A 20,468-nucleotide genomic window follows, 5' to 3' on the forward strand; every position below is an offset into this window, starting at 1 on the left:
GAGGCTCCCGCGCCCTAGCGGGCGACGCGGCGGACGGCTTCGGCGACGTCGTCGTCCTGGTCCGGCGGCACGGAGCGGAGGTCGAGGAGGCAGCGGCCGTCCTCGACCCGTCCCATCACGGCGGGCGCGCCCCGCCGCAGCCGCGCCGCGTACGGCTCGGGCAGCGACACGGCCGCGCTCGGCAGGACGACGCCGGGCGCTCCCCCGCCGCCGACCGCCGCCTCGCTCTCGACGGCGCGCGCGTCCAGGCCCGCGTCCCGCAGCCGGGCGGCCAGGCGCTCGGCGCGCTCGCGCAGGGCGTCCGCGTCCGCGTGGAGGGCCTCCTCGGCCGGGGCGCGCGGGCCGCGGACGGTGGCCTCCAGCGCCGCGAGCGTCATCTTGCCGACCCGCAGCGCGCGGGCCAGCGGATGCCGGGAGAGCCGCCGCACCAGCTCTCCGTCGCCGAGGACGATCCCGCACTGCGGCCCGCCGAGCAGCTTGTCGCCGCTGGCCGTGACGAGCTGCGCCCCGGCCTTGAGCATGGACGCGGCGTCGGGCTCGTCCGGCAGCAGCGGCTCGGGCGCGAGGAGGCCGGAGCCGATGTCGGCGACGACCGGGACGCCGAGGCCGGTCAGCTCGGCGACGTCGGCCCCGCGCGTGAAGCCGGTCATGCGGAAGTTCGACGGGTGGACCTTGAGGATGAAGCCCGTCTCGTCCCCGACGGCCGCGGCGTAGTCGTCCGGCGATGTCCGGTTGGTCGTGCCGACCTCGCGCAGCCGCGCGCCCGTCGCGGCGAGCAGCTCGGGGATGCGGAAGCCGTCCCCGATCTCCACCATCTCGCCGCGGCTGATCACGATCTCGCGGCCGGCGGCGAGCGCGGTGGCGGCCAGCACGAGCGCCGCCGCGCCGTTGTTGACGACGTGCGCCGCCTCCGCGCGCGGCACCCGCTCCAGCAGCGCGGCCAGCGCCGACCGTCCGCGCCGCGCCCGCCGGCCGGTCTCCAGGTCGAGCTCGACGTCGGTGGCGCCGGACGCCACCGCCACGGCGTCCCGCGCGGCGTCCGACAGCGGGGCCCGCCCGAGGTTGGTGTGCAGCAGGACGCCGGTCGCGTTGATCACCGGACGCAGTCCGGCCGCGGTCGGCGGCAGCGCCTCCACCGCCGCGTCGGCCACCGCGTCCGGCGGGATCTCGCCCGCCCTGGCCCGCCGCTGCGCCGCGACGACGGCCGCCTTCACGACGCCGCGGGTCGGCGAGCAGCACGTCGGTGCGGGCGATCCGGCGGCGCCCGTCGGCGGGCTGGGCTTCACGATCCATCAGGCGACCTCCGGGTTTCCACGCGCGCGCTACCGGCCAGCATCCCACGGAGCTATAATGCATGAGTCATGCATGAACGACGGTTGGCGAACCTGCTGGGCGCCGCCTCGCTGGCGGTGACCGACCTCGTCCTGGCCGGGACCACGGAGGCCGGACGGGTGAGCGCGAGCGGCGCCGCCGCCCTGATCGTCCTGGCGGACGCGCCCGACCTCGGCGTCACCGAACTGGGGCGGCGCGTCCGGCTCACCCAGTCCGCCGCCGCCCGGATGGTGGACGGCCTGGAGGCCGCCGGCCTCGCACGACGCCGCCGCGGTGAAGGCCGCACCGTCCGCGTGCGCCTAACACCGGCGGGCGAGGACGCCGTCCGCGACATGCTGGACGCGCGCGGCTCCCCGCTGGACGGCGTCCTGAGCGTCCTGGACGCCGACGAGCGCGAGACGTTCACCGCCCTCCTGGCCAAGCTGCTGGCCCGCCTGTACTCCGAGGTAGGCGACGCGGACGTGATGTGCCGCCTGTGCGATCGCCACTGCTGCGTCACCGGCGCGGTGTGCCCGGTCGGCCAGGCCGAACGCGACGCGACAGGGGGCACGTGACCGGCGTCCTCCTGGCCCTGGCATCGGCGCTCGCCTACGGCGTCGCCGACGTGGCGGGCGGACTGCTGTCGCGCCGCGCCGACTTCAGATCCGTCGCGCTCCTCGGCCAGGTAGGCGGGCTGGTCTGCGCCGTCGTCGCCGCGCTGTTCGTACCCGTCGACGGCATGGACGCGTCGTCCCTCGGCTGGGGCGCGCTGTCGGGCGTCGGGACGGGCCTCGCGATGGTCTTCCTCTACCGCGGCATCGGTCGCGGCGACATGAGCGTGGTCGTCCCGGTCAGCGCGGTCGGCGGCGTCGCGCTGCCCGTCGTGGTCGGCGTCGCGGTGCTGGGCGACCGCCCCTCGATGCCCGCCTGGGCCGGCATCGCTGTGGTATTGCCCGCGCTGTGGCTCGTGTCCCGGTCGGACTCGGACGAGCACGGCCGGGTGCGCGCGGCGATCGGCAACGGCCTGGTCGCCGGCGCCGGGATCGGGATCCAGTACCTCGCCCTCGCCCAGGCCGGCGACGGTGCGGGGGTCTGGCCCGTCGCGGCGGGACGGGTCGCGGCCGTCCTCGCGATCGCGCCCCTGCTCTGGACGCCCGGATTCCGCATCCCCACCGGAAGGACCGCGCTCTGGTCGGCGGCGAACGGCGGCCTCGCGGCGGCGGCGCTCGTCTGCTACCTGCTGGCCACCCGGGAGCAGCTCGTCGTCATCGCGGTCGTGCTGTCGTCGCTGTACCCGGTCGTGCCCGTCCTGCTCGGCGTCACCGCGCTGCGCGAACGGCTGTCGGCCGCGCAGGCGGCGGGCCTCGTGGGCGCGGGCGCGGCCGTCCTGCTGCTCACCGTGCCCGTCTAGCAGCGGTTCCCGCCGCGCGGAAGTGCGGTTACATCCTGTCACCATGAGGCAAGGTCATAGCCGGTTGTAGCAGTGGCAAAGCTGTGAGTAACTGTTCCCCGGAGCCCCACGGCTCTCCGGAGGGACACGCCACCACAGCTTGATCAGCGAGGGGACCGACGATGGACGAACAGCTGGCGGAGCGGGTGAACCGGCTCCTGTCCGGCCCGACCGGCCTGGGCACGTCGGCGGCGCGCATCACGGACGCGCTGGCCGCCCGCCCGGCGGCGCCCGCCCGGCCCGCACCGGAAACCCTCCCGCCCGAGACGCAGACGGCCGCACCCAGGGCAGCGGCAATCGCACCCGAGGCGGCGGCGCCCACGTCCGAGGCGGCCCTCGCGTCCGAGACGTCGGCGGTCGCGTCCGAGACGGCGCTCACATCCGAGGCGGCGGTCCCGGCCGCGCAGGAATCGCTGCTCCCGGTTCCGGCGACCCGCCTTCCCAGCCCCACGCGCAAGGGCGGCCACTTCTCCCCCGGATACGCGGAACGGGAATGGGGCGACGGCTCGTTCCCCCCGCTCTACTGCCCACTGACGGCCCGCATCGACGACGACCTCGCCTGCGAGGTCAACGACCGCCTGGTCGCCTGGGCGGGCGAGGTCGGGATCTACGCCGACCGCCTCGACCAGTTCCGCGACACCGGGTGGGGACGCCTCGCCGTGCTGGCCCACCCCGAGTCCGACGACGTCGACTCGCTGCTGTTCGGCGCGAAGATGAACGCCGCCTGGTGGGCCAGTGACGACTACTACGCCGACGAGACCGACCTCGGCGCCAGCCCGACCGAGCTCCCGCCCCGGCTGGCGCTGGTGACGTCCGCGATGGACCCGCCGCCCTCCGCGGGCAAGTACACCGCCCAGCTTGAGGACGCGGTGCGGTCCGACCCCGTCCTGGTGGCGCTGCGCTCGGCGACCGAGCACTGCCGGCGGCTCGCCACCCCGTCCCAGGTCATGCGGATCTGCACCATCACCTCCCAGATGTACGTGAGCTGGACCGCCTACGCCGCCTGGCGGCACCTGGGCGAGCTGCCGCCGGTGTGGCGCTACCTCGCCGCGCGGCAGCACGACAGCTTCTACACCTCGATGACGCTGATCGACATCGTCGGCGGCTACCAGCTGGACGCGAACCTGTTCGCCGAGCCGCGCGTCCACCGCGCCGTGATGCAGGCCGGCACCGCCTCCGTCATCGTGAACGACCTGCACTCGGCGGAGCGGGAGGCGGCCGACGACCTGCCCGACTGCAACGTGGTCCTGCTGATCGCCGAGGAGGAGGGCTGCCCGCTGCGCGAGGCGGTCGAGACCGCCGTCGCGATGCACAACCACTTCGTCCGGGGCTTCGAGGCCAGTCAGAAGGAGCTCGCCGCGCTGCCGTCCCCCGAGCTCCAGCGGTTCCTGCTCGGCGTCCAGGGCTGGATGGCCGGCGGCTTCGAATGGCACGGATCCACCGACCGCTACAAGTGACGACCCGTTCATCCCGGAATCCCGGAAACCCGTCGAGAAAGGATCTCCACCTATGGGCTCCACCCAGGGCACCGCGGTTCTCAGCAGCCTCTACCAGCACTCGGTCGCCGACTACTGGAACGCCGAGAAGAACCCGGTCAATCTGCGGCTGGGCGACGTGGACGGGTTCTACCACCACCACTACGGCATCGGCGCCGTGGACTGGTCCGTCCTCGACGGCCCGGCCGCCACCCGCGAGGAGCGGACGATCGCCGAGCTGCACCGGCTGGAGACCGCGCAGGCCGACCTGCTGATGAGCCATCTCGGCGGCGTCCAGCCGACCGACCGGCTGCTGGACGCGGGGTCGGGACGCGGCGGCTCCAGCATGCTGGCCCACCAGCGGTTCGGCTGCCGGGTGGACGGCGTGTCGATCTCCGAGTCGCAGGTCGCGTTCGCCAACGCGCAGGCCGAGCGGCTGGCCGTGGACGGCAAGGTGCGCTTCCACTACAGGAACATGCTCGACACCGGTTTCGAGACCGGCGCCTTCCAGGCCATCTGGAACAACGAGAGCACCATGTACGTCGAGCTGGGCCTGCTGTTCGCCGAGCACTCCCGGCTGCTGCGGCGCGGGGGCCGGTACGTGTGCATCACCGGCTGCTACAACGACGCCTACGGGCTGCCTTCGCGGGCCGTGAGCGAGATAAACGCCCACTACATCTGCGACATCCACCCGCGCAGCACGTACTTCAAGGAGATGGCGGCGAACCGGCTGGTCCCGATCAGCGTGGAGGACCTCACCGCGGCGACGATCCCGTACTGGGAGCTGCGCGCCAAGTCCTCGCTGGCCACCGGAATCGAGTCGGCGTTCCTTGACGCCTACAAGGGCGGCAGCTTCCAGTACCTGCTCATCGCCGCCGACCGCGTCTGAGACGCCCCTCGATCCGGTCGACGCCGCCGCGTTCCGCTTCGGGGAGGGGCACGCCGGGCGGGCGTCCCGGACGGCGGGCCGCCATGTCGGGTGAGGCCACGGCCTCCTCGTGGCGGCCGGTCGGGGACAGCGTGCCGGCCATGTCCTCCATGGCCGGCCTCGATCGCCCGCGGGTTCCCGGTGGTGCGGGCGGCGGCCAGGCCCTCGGCATACAAGCCGAGGGCCTGGTTCGCGTCTCCGATACGTTCGGCTCGGCGCGACGCGCTAGCCGTGCGCTCCCCGGCGCGGGGGTTCCGGCGGACGGGGCGGGCGGCTCCGGTGCGGACGATCCAGGTCCTGCCGCTGCGGGACGGCGTCCGGCGAGCGCGGCGCGGCGCCGGACCCGTCCCCGGAACCGGCCCCCGTCTCCGCCTCGGCGGGACGGACGGGCTCGGCGCGGCGGGCGGAACGGCCGGACGGCGCGTCCTGGGCGAGCGCGTCCTGGACGAGGAGGCCGGAGGTCTCCAGGTACTGGCGGCCGCGGGGCGTGAGGTCCCACGCGTTGTGCCGCCACTCCTTCCGGCGCCACACGACGCCCGCGGACAGCAGCCTGCGGCCGACGCGGCTGATCTCCGTCTCGTCGGTGCCGAGCTCCGCGGCGAGCTCCCGGTTGGACAGCCCCTGGCGGTGGAACACGGCGAGGAGGAAGCGGGCGGCGTGGCCGTCGGGCTGCAGCGCGAGCTGGAGGCCGGACGGGAGCCGCTTGAGCGCCCAGTGCACGACGTCGATCAGCCCGAGGATGCGGCCGCGCTGCTCGCGCTGCGGGCCGTCCAGCACGTCGACGTCGAGGTAGTGGCGGTGCAGCCACTGGAGCCCGTCCTGGCATTCCACCAGGGCGGGCTCGTCGGCGCTGAGCGAGGCGTCGGTGATCAGCATGCCGAGGGCGCTGAAGTGGCCGTCGCTGATGACCTTGGCGTGTTCCATCGAGTCGATGAGGCGCCGGACCTCCGTCCGGCGGTCGCGGGCGGAGGCGGGAACAGCGCTCATGGTCACTCTCCAAGGGTCGACGAGCACCGCCGGACCCCTCCAGCATCCGCGCATGCCAAGTGAATGTCAAGTGACGCGGATCCCTCCGCCGGCGCGCGGCCTCTGTTGCGTTCGACACTGAATCGAGCGCCGGTGAGAGTTAGCATCGAGCCACCACTCGTAACCGCGCGTGTCAATCCCCCGGGGGCGCTTATGACGGATCAGTTGGCCGCAGCCGACCACCCGGCCGAACCAGCTGATCTCTTCGTCCGGCTCTACGACTCGATCGCGGACGACGTCTTCCAGGACTGGACGGCCACGCGCTGGTACGCCGACGAGCGCGTCCGGCGGCAGGCCGACGAGATCGCCGAGATCGTCCTGGACGACGGCGTCCTCGACCCCGCCGCGACCGCGGAGATCGTCGCCGACCTGGGCGACCTCGGCCGCTTCACGATCATGCTCGGGCTCGACGTCGCGCTCGCCCACGCCAGCCCGTACGGGCCGTACCACGGCGCGCCCGCGCTGGCGCCGGTGCTGGTCAACTACCTGACCGAGGGGAAGCTGAACGGGCAGGGCACGACCGGCGCGCTGCTCCCCCGCTGCGCGTTCCCCGGGCGGCCGCTGGGGATGCGCACCAAGGCGGAGTTCTTCGGCGTCCACCGCGTCCCGCAGGCCGAGTGGGACAAGATCGACCACCGCGTCCTGCCCGCGGTGAACGACCCGCACTTCAGCCGGGACGAGCCCGTCGCGGTCGGGTGCGCGCCGGTGCTGGAGACGTTCGACGACGTCGACATCCGGTTCGAGGAGCGGCACGGGATGACCGTGTACCGGCTCCGCCCGATGGACTCCTCCGGCCTCCGCAGCCGCGTCAAGGCGATCGTCCGGCGGCTCGACGAGTCCGGCGCGCAGCTCGCCGTGATGCCGGAGGCGTCGCTGTCGGACGCGCTGCTGGAACTCTGGAAGGAGGTCGCGTTCGACACCGCGGGACGCGACCGCGGCCAGCGCCCGCTGCGGTTCCTGCTCCTCGGCAGCGGCCCGCTCGGCGACGCGGACCCGCCGCCCAACCGCTCCGTGCTGCTCGACCGCTGGACGGGGCAGGAGCTCCTCGTCCAGGACAAGCTGTCCGGCTTCACGCTGGACGCCGAGCAGATGCGGCTGTGGCGGCTGCCGGACGCGCCGCCGTCCGGCACGGCCGTGGAGTACGCGCGGCCCGGCACGCGGATCAGCGTGCTCGACTCGTCGCTCGGCCGCCTCGCCGTCCTGATCTGCGAGGACCTCGGCCGCTCGATCGGCTGGGAACGCGAGCTGCAGTCGTGCGGCGTCTCCCACCTGCTCGTCCCGATCTTCTCGAAGCCGATCCTGGAGCACCGCTGGGAGGACCAGGGCGCCGAGCGGCAGGTCGCGGGGCTCGGCACGTGGGTGACGGTGTCCAACAGCCTCGCGGTCGGCGCCGCCATCCCGGACGAGGACCTCCCCGGCGCCCGCTACACGTGCCTCGTCGCCGGGCCGGAGAGCCTGCGCCGCACCGCGTACGCGACCGAGCGCCAGTTCGGCGCGTCCAGGACGGGCGCCGAGCTCGGGCGGCTGCCCACGTCGGAGCTGCCCCGCGTGTTCCCGGGCGCGGCGTACGACGTCTGGCACGAGCACTGGCAGGACCCGAAGTAAGGCCCGACTCAGGCCCCGGCGCGGGTCACTCCACCGTGAACGGCTCCGGGCTGACGGCGGTGCCGCCGGGGGCGTTCACGATCAGGGGTCCCGAGGTGGCGCCCGCCGGGACGGTCGTCCGGACGAGCGTGTCCGTCGCGTCGATGACCGAGGCCCGCACCCCGCCGAACCGGACGGCCGTCGCGGACGCCAGCCCGCTGCCGTGGATGGCGACCGCGATTCCGGCCGGGCCGCTGACCGGCTCCATCCCGCTGATCGCCGGCGCGGGAGCGTGGTCGCGACCCGGCCGCGCGGGCGCCAGCAGCGTCGCGAACACGGCGCGGAACTTCTCGGCGGTCTCGCGGGAGAACTGCCCGACGAGCGCGGCGATGGCCGCGACGCCGTACGGGTTGACGTCGGACGGGCCGCCCAGCGGCGACGTCAGCCCGCCGCGCACGACGAGGTAGACGACCAGCCCGAACAGCGCGCCGACGAACGGGAGCAGCAGGTACATCATCAGCCAGCTCCGGCGCAGCGCGCGGTTCCCGACGTACCAGTAGAACGACCGCAGGACGTGCGCGATCGCGCCGAGCGCGCCCGCGGCCATGACGACCACGAACAGGCTCGTCTCGCGGGACATGCCCGGCGACCAGCCCGGCAGGTGCAGGGTCTTGGACACCGGCACGATCTCGGTGCGCCCGTCGGGCCCGGTCCGCGGCCCCGGCGGCCACGCCTGGACGAGGACGATCACCAGCACCGCCGTGAGGATCATCAGGACGGCGAACACGACGACGATGTCGCGGGTGCGGGCGTACTCGGATCCGACCGGCGACTCGGCCACGGGCTCTCCCTCTGTCGTTTTCTGACGCACTGTCGTTCTCTGGCGCGGTTTCCAGCCGCATATCGAGGCCAGACCGGACGGCGTTTCGCCCGCCCCATCGGTCAAGCCCGCCCCAAGAATCCGACAAGCCAGTGCAAATTGGTGGAGTCTTCATTACTGGTTCGCGGGCCGCCGAGCGCGCGGCCGTGCTTTCCCGCCCATGCGCCGAACAGCAGCAGCAGCGCTCGCGACCGTCCTGACCGCCGGGGCCCAGACGGCGCGGCCAGCGGCAGAGCCGGGGGCCGACGATGGTCAGAGCGACGGGCAGGGTTGCCGCAACGCCGGCCGCGTGAGGAAGCGAAGGCGATCAGCGCCCCTCGCGGCCGGATCGAGGAACCCCGCTCGCGTCGGTGCCTCAACGCCCATGCGGCTAAGGACGCGGTGGAGGTGCTGATCTGACCACTACCCCGTGCCGCTGGGCCTGCTGTTGCGTCGAGCCCTATTGGGCCGACCGTCCAGGAAACGGCGGTCAACTCTCGCGCGGGACAGTCACGAAGCGTATGATCCAGATCACTCGCTAGTAGCTAGGTTTTAGATGATCGGTGTGCTCGATTGGCTTCCTCCACCCGTCTGAAGACGGGGGATTCCAGCCCTCACGGGTTGGGTTTCCTGCTTCACAGCCGATTGCCCGCCGGGCTTGCGCCGTTTGGGTCTTACATCGGCTCCACAGGCCGACACCGCCAGCCCGGCGGCCAGGATGTTGCGGGCGGCGTTGGTGTCCCGGTCATGTTGGGCACCGCATGCGCCGCACTCCCATCCCCTCACATCGAGGGGCATGTGACCGGCGATGGTTCCGCATTGCGAACAAGTCTTGGTGGAGGGGAACCATCGGTCGATCACCACGAGTTCACGGCCGTACCAGTCAGCCTTGTACTCAAGCATCGTCCGCAGCTGGCGCCACGCGGCGTCAGAGATGGCGCGGGCCAGCGAGTGGTTCTGCACCATGTTGCGAACGTTCAGGTCCTCGATCACGACCGTTTGGTTATCACGGATGAGCCGAGTGGACAGCTTGTGCAGAAAGTCGCGGCGCCGGTCGGCGATCCGGACATGGATGCGCGCGACCCGGGCCTTGGCCTGGTCCCGGTTCGCCGAGCCCATGGCCTTGCGGGCCAGTTCCTTTTGCGCCCGGGCGAGGCGCTGCCGATCGCGGCGCTCGTGCCGGGGGTTGTTGACTTTCTCCCCGGTCGACAGCGTCACCAGGGAGGTCACCCCCGCGTCGACGCCCACCACCTGGTCCACCGGGTCCAGCCGAGGCACAGAGTCGGTGCACAGGATCGAGCAAAACCAGCGGCCTGCGCCATCGCGAGACACCGTCACCGTGGACGGCATGGCACCCTGTGGGAGGGGACGCGACCACACGATGTTGAGCGGCAGAGACATCTTCGCCAGCGTCAGGCACCCATCGCGCCATGTGAACGCCGAGCGGGTGTACTCCGCCGAGTCACGCGACCGCTTGCGCGCCTTGAACCGCGGGTACTTGGCGCGCTGAGCGAAGAAGTTGGTGAACGCGGCCTGCAGATGCCGCAGCGCCTGCTGCAACGGAACCGACGAAACCTCGCCCAGAAATGCCAGTTCCTCGGTCCTCTTCCAGGCCGTCAACGCAGCCGAGGACTCCACATAGGAGACTCGGCGCCGCTCGGCGTACCAGGCGCGAGTGCGCTCCTCCAGCGCCCTGTTGTACACCAACCGCACACACCCGAACGTGCGGGCCAGTTCGGCCGCCTGCTCGTCAGTGGGGTGGAAGCGGTACCTGAACGCCCGCTTCACTGTGCGCGCCATGCCTCACATTTTACCGCGCTAGCTGTTAGGCCCCACCCCTTACGGGGTGGACGGCAGTTCGCCTCAACGGCGAATCGCCCGCCCTTGCCCTGCTCCACAGAGTCCGACTCATCCCTCGCCTGAATGCGGGGGTCTCCTCGGAGGTAAACCGATGACAGAAGCAGTCTCCGCCGCCTCCGTCCCCGCGCCCGCCTCCTCCGGTACCGCGATCGGCATCGGCGAGGACGGGACGTACACCCGGTTCGGGCAGGTGGCCGCGTTCGTCCTCGGCGTCCTCACCATGTTGGCGTTCCTGCCGCTGCTCGTGGTCGCCGCGATGCTCTACACCCGGGCGGAGACCGTGTTCGCCGCGGATCCCGCGCGGGCGCGCTCGCTGGTGAACTGGTCGTGGGTGTGCATCGCGGTTCCCGGCGTCCCGGCTCTCATCGCTCTCGTGGCCGGCGCCGGCCTGCTGCTGTCCGCGTAACGGGAAGAGGACAGGGGCGTCGGGGGTTGACGCTCGTTATGAGCGTTCCCTTCTCCGTCCTGGACCTCGCGCCCGTCGTCAGCGGCTCCACGTCAGGCCAGGCGCTGCGCAACACCCTCGACCTGGCCCGGCACGCCGAGCGGCTCGGCTTCCACCGGTACTGGCTGGCCGAGCACCACGCGATGCCCGGCATCGCCAGCTCCGCGACGGCCGTGCTGATCGGGCAGGTCGCGGCGGCGACGGCCACGATGCGGGTCGGGTCAGGCGGGGTGATGCTGCCGAACCACGCGCCGATGGTGGTCGCCGAGCAGTTCGGGACGCTGGAGGCGCTCTACCCGGGACGCATCGACCTCGGCCTCGGCCGCGCGCCCGGCACCGACCAGGCCACCGCGCTGGCGCTGCGCCGCTCCCCCGAGGCCCTGTCGGTGGACGACTTCCCCGAGCAGGTCGTCGAGCTGCGCGGCTACTTCGGCGCGGACAGCAAGGTGACCCCGGCCGCGGGCAACGAGCCGCCGGTGTGGCTGCTCGGATCCAGCGGGTACAGCGCGCGGCTGGCGGGGCTGCTCGGGCTGCCGTTCGCGTTCGCGCACCATTTCAGCGCGCAGAACACCGTCCCGGCGCTGAACCTGTACCGGGAGTCGTTCCGTCCGGGGGCGCTGGACGAGCCGTACTCGATGATCGGCGTGTCGGTCATGGCGGCCGACACCGACGAGAAGGCGCGGGAGATGGCGCAGCCGCAGGCGCTCGCGTTCCTGCGGCTGCGGCGGGGCGCGCCCGGTCCGCTGCCGTCGCCGGCGGAGACCGCCGCCTACCCGTACACGGCGCTGGACCGGCAGATGATCGACTCGCGGCTCGCCGACCAGGTCATCGGCGGGCCGGAGACCGTCCGGACGCAGCTGGACGCGCTGATCGAGCGGACTGGCGTGGACGAGATGATGGTGGTGACCCAGGTCTTCGACCACGCCGACCGGCTGCGCTCCTACGACATCCTCGCCGACCTGTACAAGGAGAGCTTCGCGCCCAGCCCGGCCTAGCGGGGCCTGACCTGGAAGTTGAAGGGGATGGTGCCCGGGTCGGGCAGGGCGGTGCCGCCGTCGACGCTCAGCACGGCGCCGTTCACGTACGACGCCTCCGGGCCGAGCAGCCACATGACCGCCGCCGCGGCCTCCTCGGACGTCCCTGCCCTGCCCTGCGGGACGAGCCGGGTGACCTCGTCGTACGCCTCCTCCCGGCCGAGGCCGTGCGGCTCGCCGAAGTAGCCCATCTCCAGGTCGGACATCTCGGTGCGGATCCAGCCGGGGCACACGACGTTGGCGCGGATGCCGCGCGGCCCGTAGTCGACCGCGATCGTCTGGGTCAGCATGGTCAGCCCGGCCTTGGACGTGGCGTACGCGGCGCAGCCGAGCGGCACCCGCAGCGACGCCACCGACGAGACCGCGACGATCGAGCCCTTCGTCTCGATCAGGTGCGGCAGCGCGGCCTTGGCCAGCAGGAACACCGAGGTCAGGTTGGTCTGGACGGTGACGTCCCAGTCCTCGGGCGACAGGTCGAGGACGCCGCCGTTGCGGAGGGTGCCCGCGTTGGCGACGACGCCGTCGAGGCGTCCGTGCGCGGCGACGACGCCGTCGACCAGGTCCGTGACGGCCTCGGGCCGGGACACGTCGCAGACGCGCGGCTCGGCCCCGGTCTCGGCGGCGACCCGCTCCAGCGCGTCCTTGCGGCGCCCGCAGATGACGACCGTGTCGCCGCGTCCGGCCGCGTCCTTGGCGACGGCGGCGCCGATCCCGCTGCCCCCGCCCGTGACGATCAGAACCCGTTGCATTCCATCTCCTTAGCTGTGGCCCTTAGCCTTGGCCCGCAGGCTCACCAAGATAGGCCGCGTGCAGGACGTCCGGGGCCTTGCGCAGCGGCCCGGCCGGGCCGCTGTGGGTGAGCCGCCCGCCGGCCAGGACGTGCGCGGTGTCGCCGATCTCCAGGGCGAGCGTCGCGAACTGCTCGACGAGCAGGACGGCGGCGCCCGCGTCCGCGAGGGCCCGGACGGCGGGCAGCAGCCGCTTGACGATCACCGGTGCGAGGCCGAGGGACATCTCGTCGATCAGCAGCACGGTCGGCGACATCGACAGGGCGCGGGCCAGCACGACCATCTGCTGCTCGCCGCCGGACAGCAGGCCCGCCTGGACGTCCATGCGCTTCGTCAGTTCCGGGAACAGCTCCAGGGCCCGGTCGCCTCCGGTGCCGCGCCGCACGACGCGCAGGTTCTCGGCGACGGTGAGGCCGCTGAAGACCGTCCGGCCCTGCTCGACGAGCGCGATGCCGCGCTTGGCCCGCGTGACCCGGTCGAGCCCGGTGAGGTCGTCGCCGTCCCCGGTCAGTTTCCCTGAGGTGATCGGCAGGACGCCCGCGATGGCTTCGAGCAGGGTCGTCTTCCCGGCGCCGTTCGGGCCGAGCAGGACGGTGACCTCCCCGGCCGTGACGGTCAGGGTCACGTCCCGGACGATCGGGGCGCCGCCCCGGCCGACCGACACGTCCTCCAGCTTCAGCTCTTTCATGTGAGGGCCACCTCGTCTCCCAGGTAGGCGCGGGCCACTTCCGGTTTCGCGAGGACCTCGGCGGGCGGTCCCGCGGCGATGACCGCGCCCGCGTCCAGGACGACGATCGTCGCGCAGGCGTGCCGGACCATGTCCAGGTCGTGCTCGATGAGCAGCACGGACGCGCCGAACCTCGCCGGCACCTCGATGAGCCGGTCGGCGAGCGCGAGCGACTCGGCGTGCGCGAGGCCGGCGGCGGGCTCGTCCAGCACGATCAGCTTGGGCCTGGCGAGGATCGCGGCGGCCACCTCCAGCAGGCGGCGGCTGCCGACGTCCAGGTCGAGGACGTGCGCGGCGGCGGGCGCGCAGCCGAGGAACGCGCGGACGTCCTCCAGCTCGTCCCGCGTGACCGTGCGGTGCGCGGCGAAGCGCAGGTAGGCGCCGACGGTGAGGCCGGTCGGGACGCGGTCCTGCTGGAAGGTGCGGCGGAGCCCGGCGGCGGCGCGGCGGTGGACGGGCAGGCCGTCCAGGCTGCGGCCGTCGAGCGTGACGGTCCCGGCGGCGTCCTTGATGAACCCGGACAGCGCGTCGGTGAGCGTCGACTTGCCCGCGCCGTTCGGCCCGATGAGGCCCATGACGGTGCCTTCGGGGACGACGAGGTCGACGTCCTGCAGCGCGGCGACCTGCCCGAACCGGACGCTGAGCCCTTCCGCTCGCAGCAGCGGTTTCGTGCCGAGCGGCGGGGTGCCGCCGTCCGACTGGTCCCGCGGCGGCGGGACCGGGGCGGGACGCCGCGCGCGCAGCCGCCGCGCCAGCCCCTCCATGATGCTGCTGCCCTGCGACAGCGCCTGCACGGCCCCGACGCCGAACAGCACGTTCGCCCAGTCCTGGGAGATCCCGGCGCGGCGGAAGAACTCCGGCACGAGCATGATCAGGAAGCCGCCGAACAGGGCGCCGAAGATGTACTCGCTGCCCGCCATCACCGCGACGACGAACAGCGCCAGCGACGCGATCACCCCGAAGTTCTGCGCGGTGATCATGCCGACCTGCCCGGCGAGCAGCCCGCCCGCGAGGCCCGCCGCGAACGCGCTGAGCGCGAACGCCGACAGCTTGGCGCGGGCGACGCTCGTCCCGGCCGCGGCGGTGGCGCGCTCGGAGAACCGGACGGCCCGCCACGCCGCGCCCATCCGGGTGCGTCCGACCCATTCGACGCCGAGCGCGAGCACGACGAACAGCAGGCCCGCGTAGACGAAGTACTGCCGGTCGGTGGCGATGAACTCGGGCCGCAGCACCTGCTGGTAGGTGTCGACGCCGGGGAAGTTGACCGCGGAGACGACGACGGCGGCCGCGGCCGCGAACCCGAGCGTGACGACGGCGAGGTGCACGCCGCGCAGCCGCAGCGCCGGGAGGCCGATCAGGATGCCGAACGGCATCGCGACGACGCCGCCGGCGATCGTCCAGAGGATCAGCGTCCCGGGGGCGTTCCAGACGTTGAGCTGGGCGACCGTCCAGGCGCCGACGGCGGCGAACGACAGCTGGCACAGCGAGTTCATGCCGGCGCGTCCGACGATGCCGAGGCCGAGCAGCGCGACCGCCGACACCAGCGCGGACGTCGCGAGGAACAGCCAGTACTGCGGCACGACGACCGCCGCGACCACGACGACCGCCAGCGCCGCACCCGGCTGCCTGAACAAGGTGAGATCAACGCGCGACATCCCACACCTCCCGTCGCTGGGACCAGATCAGGATGGCGAGGATCGCCAGGAACGGCACCGTGTCGCGGTACTGCTGCAGCTCGGACACGTGCGCGAGCGCGCCCTGCAGCGCGCCGAGCCCGAGCCCGCCCGCGACCGTGAGGCCGAGGCTGCGGAAGCCGCCGACGAGCGCGGCGGCCCCCGCGGGGATGATCATCAGGGCGAGCGAGGTCTGGTCGCTGGTCTGCTGCGGCGCGATGACGAGCAGCACCGCCGCGGACAGCAGCCCGGTGACCGCCCACATCCCGACGCCGAGGCGCCGGGACGGGATGGCGTGCAGCTCCGCGGTCGTCGGACGCTCCGACAGCGCGCGGAGCCGCAGCCCGAGGACGGTCCTGGTCAGCACCAGCCACGCCCCGGCCGCCACCACGATCGACCCGGCGACGCACACGGCCGCCGCCTGGGTGATCGTGATGTCGTTCACGGTGAACAGCGAGCCGCCGAACTTGCCGGGCATGCGGCGCGGGTCCGTCCCGAACGCCAGGTAGGACACGGCGAGCAGGCTGACCAGGAACGCGATCGAGATCGCGGAACGCTGGTCGGGGCCCGACTCACCGAACCATTTGCCCATCACCCAGCCGAGCGCGGCGGCGGTCAGGGTCGCCGCGAGCAGGCCGGCGAGCGCGGCGAGCCCGTAGGGCCAGCCGTGCTCGGACGTGACCGCCATCGTGTAGACGCCGATCACGCCGATCGCGACCTGCGCGAAGTTGACGACCCTGACCAGCCGGAACATCAGCGTCAGGCAGAGGCCGAGCGCGGCGTACGCGCCGCCGCCGGCGAGTCCCGCTATCGCTCCCTCAACCATTGGGCAGTTTGATCCAGTCGTCGGTGAGCACGGTCCAGCCGCCCTTGCCGTCCGGCTGGACGAACTTGGCGGCGAGGTTGGAGGCGTGGGCCTTGCCGGACCCGAACGCGAACGGCAGGCCGGTCATCTCCGTGGGCAGCGGCTTGAGGTTCTTCATCGCCTCGGTGACGGCCTCGCGGGTGATGTCGCCCTTGATCGAGCGCAGCACCGTGACGAGGTGCTGGGCGGACAGGTACCCGCCCTGCGCGAACGCGGTGAGCGGCAGCTTGTGCCGGGTCATGCTCTCTCGCCAGTCCTTGTTGGCCGTGGACTTCTCGTCGGTGTACGGCTCGAACTCCGACAGCGCGTAGACGTCCTTGCCGGCGGGACCGAGCGCCTTCGACGCCTCCACGGTGTAGGCGGGCGCGAGGAACAGCCACTTGATGCCCTTGACCCGCTGCGCCTGCGCGGCCTTCACCCAGCCGATCAGCATGGGCTCGACGCCGTTGAACAGGACCGCTTCGCAGCCCGCGTCCCGCGCCCGCAGGATGTAGGGCGTGAAGTCGGTGGTGTTCGCCGACAGGCTCAGGTCGGTGATCAGCAGCTTCTTGCCGGTGATCTTGGACCAGCGGTCGACGCCCTCCTTGTAGGCGTTCGCGGTGCTGCCGATGATGACGAAGAACGCGCAGATCTTGTTCAGCTTCAGCGTCTCGGACGCGTAGTACAGCGACACCGTCGAGCCGAAGAACGGGCCGGTGTTGACCGGCGAGATGTTCGGCGAGCTGAAGCAGCCCGGGTCCACCCCGATCCCGCGCACGTCGGTGATCTTGTTCTGCTCGTAGAGCGGGCCGTTGACCTGGCAGTCGACCAGGCTGGCGCCGCCCGCGAGGGCCACGGCCTTCTTGTTCTGGATGACGTCGCGGGCGGCGAGGGCGGCGCTGGCCGGGTCGCCCTTGTCGTCGGCCGCGGTGTAGGCGATCTTGCGTCCGTTGATGCCGCCGTTGGCGTTGACGTCGTCGAACACGGCGCGGGCGGCCTGCGACGCCTCGGGGAAGGTGACCGGGCCGCTCAGCGTCGACACCGACCCGATGTTGATCGGCCCCGAGTCGGAGCCGGAACCTGAACCGGAGCCGCAGGCGGCCATGGGCAGCGCCACGACGGCGGCGGTGAGAATCCGTGCGATATGTGCTTTTCGCATGTCAGAGACCTTCGGTGCTGTGGACGACCCCGCCGTCGAAGACGGTCATCGCGACGGGGACGTCCGGGAGGTCGTGCGGGTCGAGCGAGGTGATGGTGCCGTCGAGGACGGTGACGTCGGCGGCCCTGCCGGGTTCGAGGGTGCCCTTCCAGTCCTCGGCGAAGTCCTGCCAGGCGGCGTTGCTGGTGTACGCGCGGACGGCGTCGGGCAGCCCGACGCGCTCCTCCGGCCCGTACACGCGGCCGCTGGCCTTCGACTCGCGCAGCATCATCGCCGCGATGCCCTGCCGCCAGTTGGGGTAGGTGACGGGGGCGTCGGAGCTGGCGGTCACGGGGATCCCCGCGTCCAGCGCCGAGCGGACGGGGTACTGGTAGGCGGCCCGTTCGGGGCCGAGCATCTCTGCCAGCATGTCGACGATCGTCCACTTGATCGCCGGGTTCATGTTCGCGCCGAAGCGGTGCTCGGCGAGCTTGCGGAGGCTCTGCGGCCCCGGGAGGTCGGCGTGGATGACGTAGTGCCGCGGGTCGTCGCGGGGGTGCTGGATCTGCGCTGCCTCCAGCGCGTCCACGACGGCGTCGAGGGAGCGGTCGCCGGTGACGTGCACGCCGAGCTGGTGTCCCGCGACGTGCGCGAGGCGGATCATCTCGTTGAGCTCGGTGGTGCGGAGCGCGTCGGTGGCGCCGTGCACGCACAGGCAGCCGAACCCGCCGCCTCCGGCGTACTCGTCGCGCATCCACGCTGTCTTGTTGGGCGGGGTGCCGTCGGCGAAGAGCTTGACGCCGATGACGCGGAGGAGGCGCGGGTCGACGTCGTCCGGGATGCGCGCGCTCGCGAGGCCCTCGGCGATCTCGGCGGCGGAGCCGCCCATGCCGGTGAGCAGCAGCAGGACGCTGACGCGGGCGCCGAGGTCGCCGGCGCGGGCGAGGTCGCCGTAGACGTCCAGGGTGAGCTGGTCGGCGGCGCCGGCGAACAGGCTCTTGCCGCCGGGGCCGAGGCCGGGCTCGGTGTAGCTGGTGATGCCCTCCTTGTGCAGGACGGCGACGTTCGCGCGGATGGCCCGCTCGATCTCCTCGCGGGTGTAGGCGGGCAGGAGCCCCTGGACCAGCAGCTGCGCGCCCTCGGCGAGCAGGCCGGTGGGGTTGCCCGCGCCGTCGGCGTGGATGACGCCGCCCTCGGGGGCGACCGTGTCGCGGGTGACGCCTGCCAGTTCGAGGGCGGCGGAGTTGGCCCAGGTGAGGTGGCCGCTGAAGTCCTGGAGGTAGACGGGGTGGGCCGGGGCGACAGCGTCGAGGTCGGCGCGGTCGGGCATGCGGCCGCCTTCACCGCATTCGGACAGGTAGCCGGGGTCCCAGCCGTTGCCGCGGATCCACTCGCCCGCCGGGGTCCGGGACGCGGCCTCCTTCACCGACTCCTGGATGTCGGCGATCGACCGGACGGCCGGGAATCCGACGTCCAGGGCCAGCGGCGGACGGGTCGCGCCGAACGCGCAGCCGTGCAGGTGCGAGTCGTTGATGCCGGGGAGCGCGGTGCGGCCGCGAAGGTCGACGACCTGCGTGCGCGGCCCGGCCAGCGCGCGGATCTCGTCGGTGCCGCCGACCGCGGTGATCGTCCCGCCGGTGATGGCCAGCGCCCGCGCAGCGGAGAAGTCCGCGTCGGCCGTGAGGACCTCGCCGTCAAGCAGCACCAGGTCCGGGGTCGCGTCCGATTTCATGCCTCGGTCCATCCCTCGCACTCGGTCCCCCTCGCCCTCGGGGGTGAAAATTTGGGCCCAAACGTATTGCGAACGTACGGGGCCCGATAACGGAGGGTCAATAACGGGGGCATAACGGAGTGACGCCCTTCACAGGCGTCCGGGCATGCCGGAACCGCCGACCCCGCTCGGGGGGCCGGCGGCCCTGGTTCGTGCAGGTCAGCCCGCGAACGCCTCCTCAAGGACGTCGAGGCCCTCGGTGAGCAGATCCTCCGGGATGACGAGCGGCGGGAGGAAGCGCAGGACGTTCCCGTACGTCCCCGTCGTCAATACGAGCAGCCCCCGCTCGTGGCAGCGGGACGCGATCCGGGCGGTCAGCTCCGCATCGGGGTCCTTCGTGCCCGGCCGCACCAGCTCGATCGCGACCATCGCGCCGCGGCCGCGCACGTCGCCGATCTCGGGATGCCGCCCGGCGAGGACGCGCAGCCGGGGCAGCATGATCTCGCCGATCCGGCGGGCGCGCTCGGTGAGCTTGCCGTCCTCGATCTCCTCCAGCACGGCCAGCGCCGCCTCGCAGGCGAGCGGGTTGCCGCCGTAGGTGCCGCCGAGCCCGCCGCCGTGCACCTTGTCCATGATGTCGGCGCGGCCGGTGACCCCGGCGAGCGGCAGCCCGCCCGCGATGCCCTTCGCCGTCGCGACGATGTCCGGGACGACGCCCTCGTGCTCGCAGGCGAACATGTCGCCCGTCCGGGCGAAGCCCGTCTGGACCTCGTCGGCGATGAACAGGATGCCGTTCGCGCGGCAGAACTCGGCCAGCGCGGGCAGGAACCCCGGGGCGGGCTCGATGAACCCGCCCTCGCCCTGGATCGGCTCGATCAGCACGGCCGCGACGTTCGTCGGGCCGATCTGCTTGCTGATCTGGTCGATCGCCTGCGCCGCCGCCTCGGGACCGCAGTTCTCCGGCCCGGTCGGCCAGCGGAACGGGTAGGCCAGCGGCATCCGGTAGACCTCGGGCGCGTACGGGCCGAACCCGTGCTTGTACGGCATGTTCTTCGAGGTCAGCGTCATCGTCAGCAGCGTCCGGCCGTGGTAGCCGTGGTCGAACACGACGATCGCGTCCCGTCCGGTGGCGTACCGGGCGATCTTGACGGCGTTCTCCACGGCCTCCGCGCCGCTGTTCACCAGGAACGAGCGCTTCTCGTGGCCGCCCGGCGTGATCCGGTTGAGGTTCTCGCACACCGCGACGTACGACTCGTACGGCGCGACCATGAAGCAGGTGTGGGTGAACCGGTCGGCCTGCGCCTTCACCCGCGCGGCGACCCGCGGGTTGGCGTTGCCGACGCCGGTGACCGCGATGCCGGAGCCGAAGTCGATCAGCGAGTTGCCGTCCGCGTCGACGACCACGCCGCCGCCCGCGTCCGTCACGTACACCGGCAGCACGCTGCCGACGCCCGGCGGGACGGCCGCCGTCCGGCGCTTCTGCAGCTCCCGGGAGCGCGGGCCGGGGATCTCGGTGACGACGCGTCGTTCCTGCGGCAGGCGCGCGCCGCCGGCGGGCTGGGCAGGGTCCTGGCTGGTCATGGCCTGAACATAGGACGGCGGCGGCCTACGATGA

The 20,468-nt window shown here is 72.6% G+C and carries 19 protein-coding genes; 7 read left to right on the forward strand and 12 right to left on the reverse strand.

The features are described from left to right. Positions 1–14 precede the first annotated feature (14 nt). Positions 15–1,286, reverse strand: a complete 1,272-nt coding sequence (selA, locus tag ACH34T_RS34740) for an L-seryl-tRNA(Sec) selenium transferase (protein ID WP_396025204.1) — start codon at positions 1,284–1,286, stop codon at positions 15–17. Between the two features lie 75 nt (positions 1,287–1,361). Here selA and ACH34T_RS34745 point away from each other — a divergent pair, with 75 nt between their 5' ends. The 4 genes from ACH34T_RS34745 (at position 1,362) to ACH34T_RS34760 (ending at position 5,125) form a co-directional block, all read left to right on the forward strand. Next, the gene (locus tag ACH34T_RS34745; protein WP_396025205.1) at positions 1,362–1,886 is read left to right on the forward strand and encodes a MarR family winged helix-turn-helix transcriptional regulator; all 525 of its coding nucleotides are present in this window, start codon (positions 1,362–1,364) and stop codon (positions 1,884–1,886) included. Next, positions 1,883–2,722: an EamA family transporter gene (locus ACH34T_RS34750; protein ID WP_396025206.1), complete on the forward strand. Its 840-nt coding sequence runs from the start codon at positions 1,883–1,885 to the stop codon at positions 2,720–2,722. Before ACH34T_RS34745 ends, ACH34T_RS34750 begins: the two co-directional genes overlap by 4 nt. Positions 2,723–2,883: 161 nt before the next feature. Beyond that, positions 2,884–4,218, forward strand: a complete 1,335-nt coding sequence (locus tag ACH34T_RS34755; RefSeq protein WP_396025207.1) for a family 2 encapsulin nanocompartment cargo protein terpene cyclase — start codon at positions 2,884–2,886, stop codon at positions 4,216–4,218. 52 nt (positions 4,219–4,270) lie between these two features. After that, positions 4,271–5,125, forward strand: a complete 855-nt coding sequence (locus ACH34T_RS34760; protein ID WP_396025208.1) for a geranyl diphosphate 2-C-methyltransferase — start codon at positions 4,271–4,273, stop codon at positions 5,123–5,125. Here ACH34T_RS34760 and ACH34T_RS34765 read toward each other — a convergent pair. Beyond that, complete coding sequence (locus ACH34T_RS34765) at positions 5,103–5,276, reverse strand: hypothetical protein (protein WP_396025209.1); 174 nt, start codon at positions 5,274–5,276, stop codon at positions 5,103–5,105. The genes ACH34T_RS34760 and ACH34T_RS34765 overlap by 23 nt on opposite strands. 113 nt (positions 5,277–5,389) lie before the next feature. Beyond that, the gene (locus ACH34T_RS34770; RefSeq protein ID WP_396025210.1) at positions 5,390–6,151 is read right to left on the reverse strand and encodes a hypothetical protein; all 762 of its coding nucleotides are present in this window, start codon (positions 6,149–6,151) and stop codon (positions 5,390–5,392) included. Positions 6,152–6,343: 192 nt separating this feature from the next. Here ACH34T_RS34770 and ACH34T_RS34775 point away from each other — a divergent pair, with 192 nt between their 5' ends. Beyond that, positions 6,344–7,795, forward strand: coding sequence for a hypothetical protein (locus ACH34T_RS34775; protein ID WP_396025211.1), 1,452 nt, complete (start codon positions 6,344–6,346; stop codon positions 7,793–7,795). Positions 7,796–7,820: 25 nt separating this feature from the next. Here ACH34T_RS34775 and ACH34T_RS34780 read toward each other — a convergent pair whose 3' ends face one another. Both ACH34T_RS34780 and ACH34T_RS34785 read right to left on the reverse strand, forming a co-directional pair. Continuing rightward, a complete protein-coding gene (locus ACH34T_RS34780) occupies positions 7,821–8,615 on the reverse strand; it encodes an IPT/TIG domain-containing protein (RefSeq protein ID WP_396025212.1) in 795 nt (264 codons plus the stop codon). Positions 8,616–9,185: 570 nt separating this feature from the next. Beyond that, the gene (locus tag ACH34T_RS34785; RefSeq protein ID WP_396025213.1) at positions 9,186–10,433 is read right to left on the reverse strand and encodes an RNA-guided endonuclease InsQ/TnpB family protein; all 1,248 of its coding nucleotides are present in this window, start codon (positions 10,431–10,433) and stop codon (positions 9,186–9,188) included. A gap of 151 nt (positions 10,434–10,584) precedes the next feature. Between ACH34T_RS34785 and ACH34T_RS34790 the strand changes: the two genes are divergently transcribed. Continuing rightward, the gene (locus tag ACH34T_RS34790) at positions 10,585–10,899 is read left to right on the forward strand and encodes a hypothetical protein (RefSeq protein WP_396025214.1); all 315 of its coding nucleotides are present in this window, start codon (positions 10,585–10,587) and stop codon (positions 10,897–10,899) included. A gap of 38 nt (positions 10,900–10,937) precedes the next feature. Further along, positions 10,938–11,933, forward strand: coding sequence for an LLM class flavin-dependent oxidoreductase (locus ACH34T_RS34795; RefSeq protein WP_396025215.1), 996 nt, complete (start codon positions 10,938–10,940; stop codon positions 11,931–11,933). On the opposite strand, the gene ACH34T_RS34800 is transcribed toward ACH34T_RS34795, so the two are convergent. The 7 genes from ACH34T_RS34800 to gabT form a co-directional block, all read right to left on the reverse strand. Continuing rightward, a complete protein-coding gene (locus ACH34T_RS34800; protein WP_396025216.1) occupies positions 11,930–12,721 on the reverse strand; it encodes an SDR family NAD(P)-dependent oxidoreductase in 792 nt (263 codons plus the stop codon). The two genes, ACH34T_RS34795 and ACH34T_RS34800, sit on opposite strands and share 4 nt — an antisense overlap. A 22-nt stretch (positions 12,722–12,743) precedes the next feature. Continuing rightward, positions 12,744–13,448, reverse strand: a complete 705-nt coding sequence (locus ACH34T_RS34805; RefSeq protein ID WP_396025217.1) for an ABC transporter ATP-binding protein — start codon at positions 13,446–13,448, stop codon at positions 12,744–12,746. Next, complete coding sequence (locus ACH34T_RS34810) at positions 13,445–15,142, reverse strand: ATP-binding cassette domain-containing protein (RefSeq protein ID WP_396025218.1); 1,698 nt, start codon at positions 15,140–15,142, stop codon at positions 13,445–13,447. Before ACH34T_RS34810 ends, ACH34T_RS34805 begins: the two co-directional genes overlap by 4 nt. Continuing rightward, the gene (locus ACH34T_RS34815) at positions 15,129–15,986 is read right to left on the reverse strand and encodes a branched-chain amino acid ABC transporter permease (protein ID WP_396025219.1); all 858 of its coding nucleotides are present in this window, start codon (positions 15,984–15,986) and stop codon (positions 15,129–15,131) included. The genes ACH34T_RS34810 and ACH34T_RS34815 overlap by 14 nt, the downstream gene beginning before the upstream one ends. Next, complete coding sequence (locus ACH34T_RS34820) at positions 15,979–17,163, reverse strand: ABC transporter substrate-binding protein (protein ID WP_396025220.1); 1,185 nt, start codon at positions 17,161–17,163, stop codon at positions 15,979–15,981. Before ACH34T_RS34820 ends, ACH34T_RS34815 begins: the two co-directional genes overlap by 8 nt. A gap of 1 nt (position 17,164) precedes the next feature. Further along, on the reverse strand, positions 17,165–18,874 hold the full coding sequence (locus ACH34T_RS34825) for an amidohydrolase (protein ID WP_396025221.1): 1,710 nt from the start codon (positions 18,872–18,874) through the stop codon (positions 17,165–17,167). A gap of 198 nt (positions 18,875–19,072) precedes the next feature. Then, entirely contained in the window at positions 19,073–20,434 is a 1,362-nt protein-coding gene (gene gabT, locus ACH34T_RS34830; protein WP_396025222.1) for a 4-aminobutyrate--2-oxoglutarate transaminase, read from the reverse strand. Between the last annotated feature and the right edge of the window lie 34 nt (positions 20,435–20,468).

The sequence above is a fragment of the Actinomadura sp. 9N215 genome (assembly GCF_044326345.1).
Lineage (GTDB): Bacteria > Actinomycetota > Actinomycetes > Streptosporangiales > Streptosporangiaceae > Spirillospora.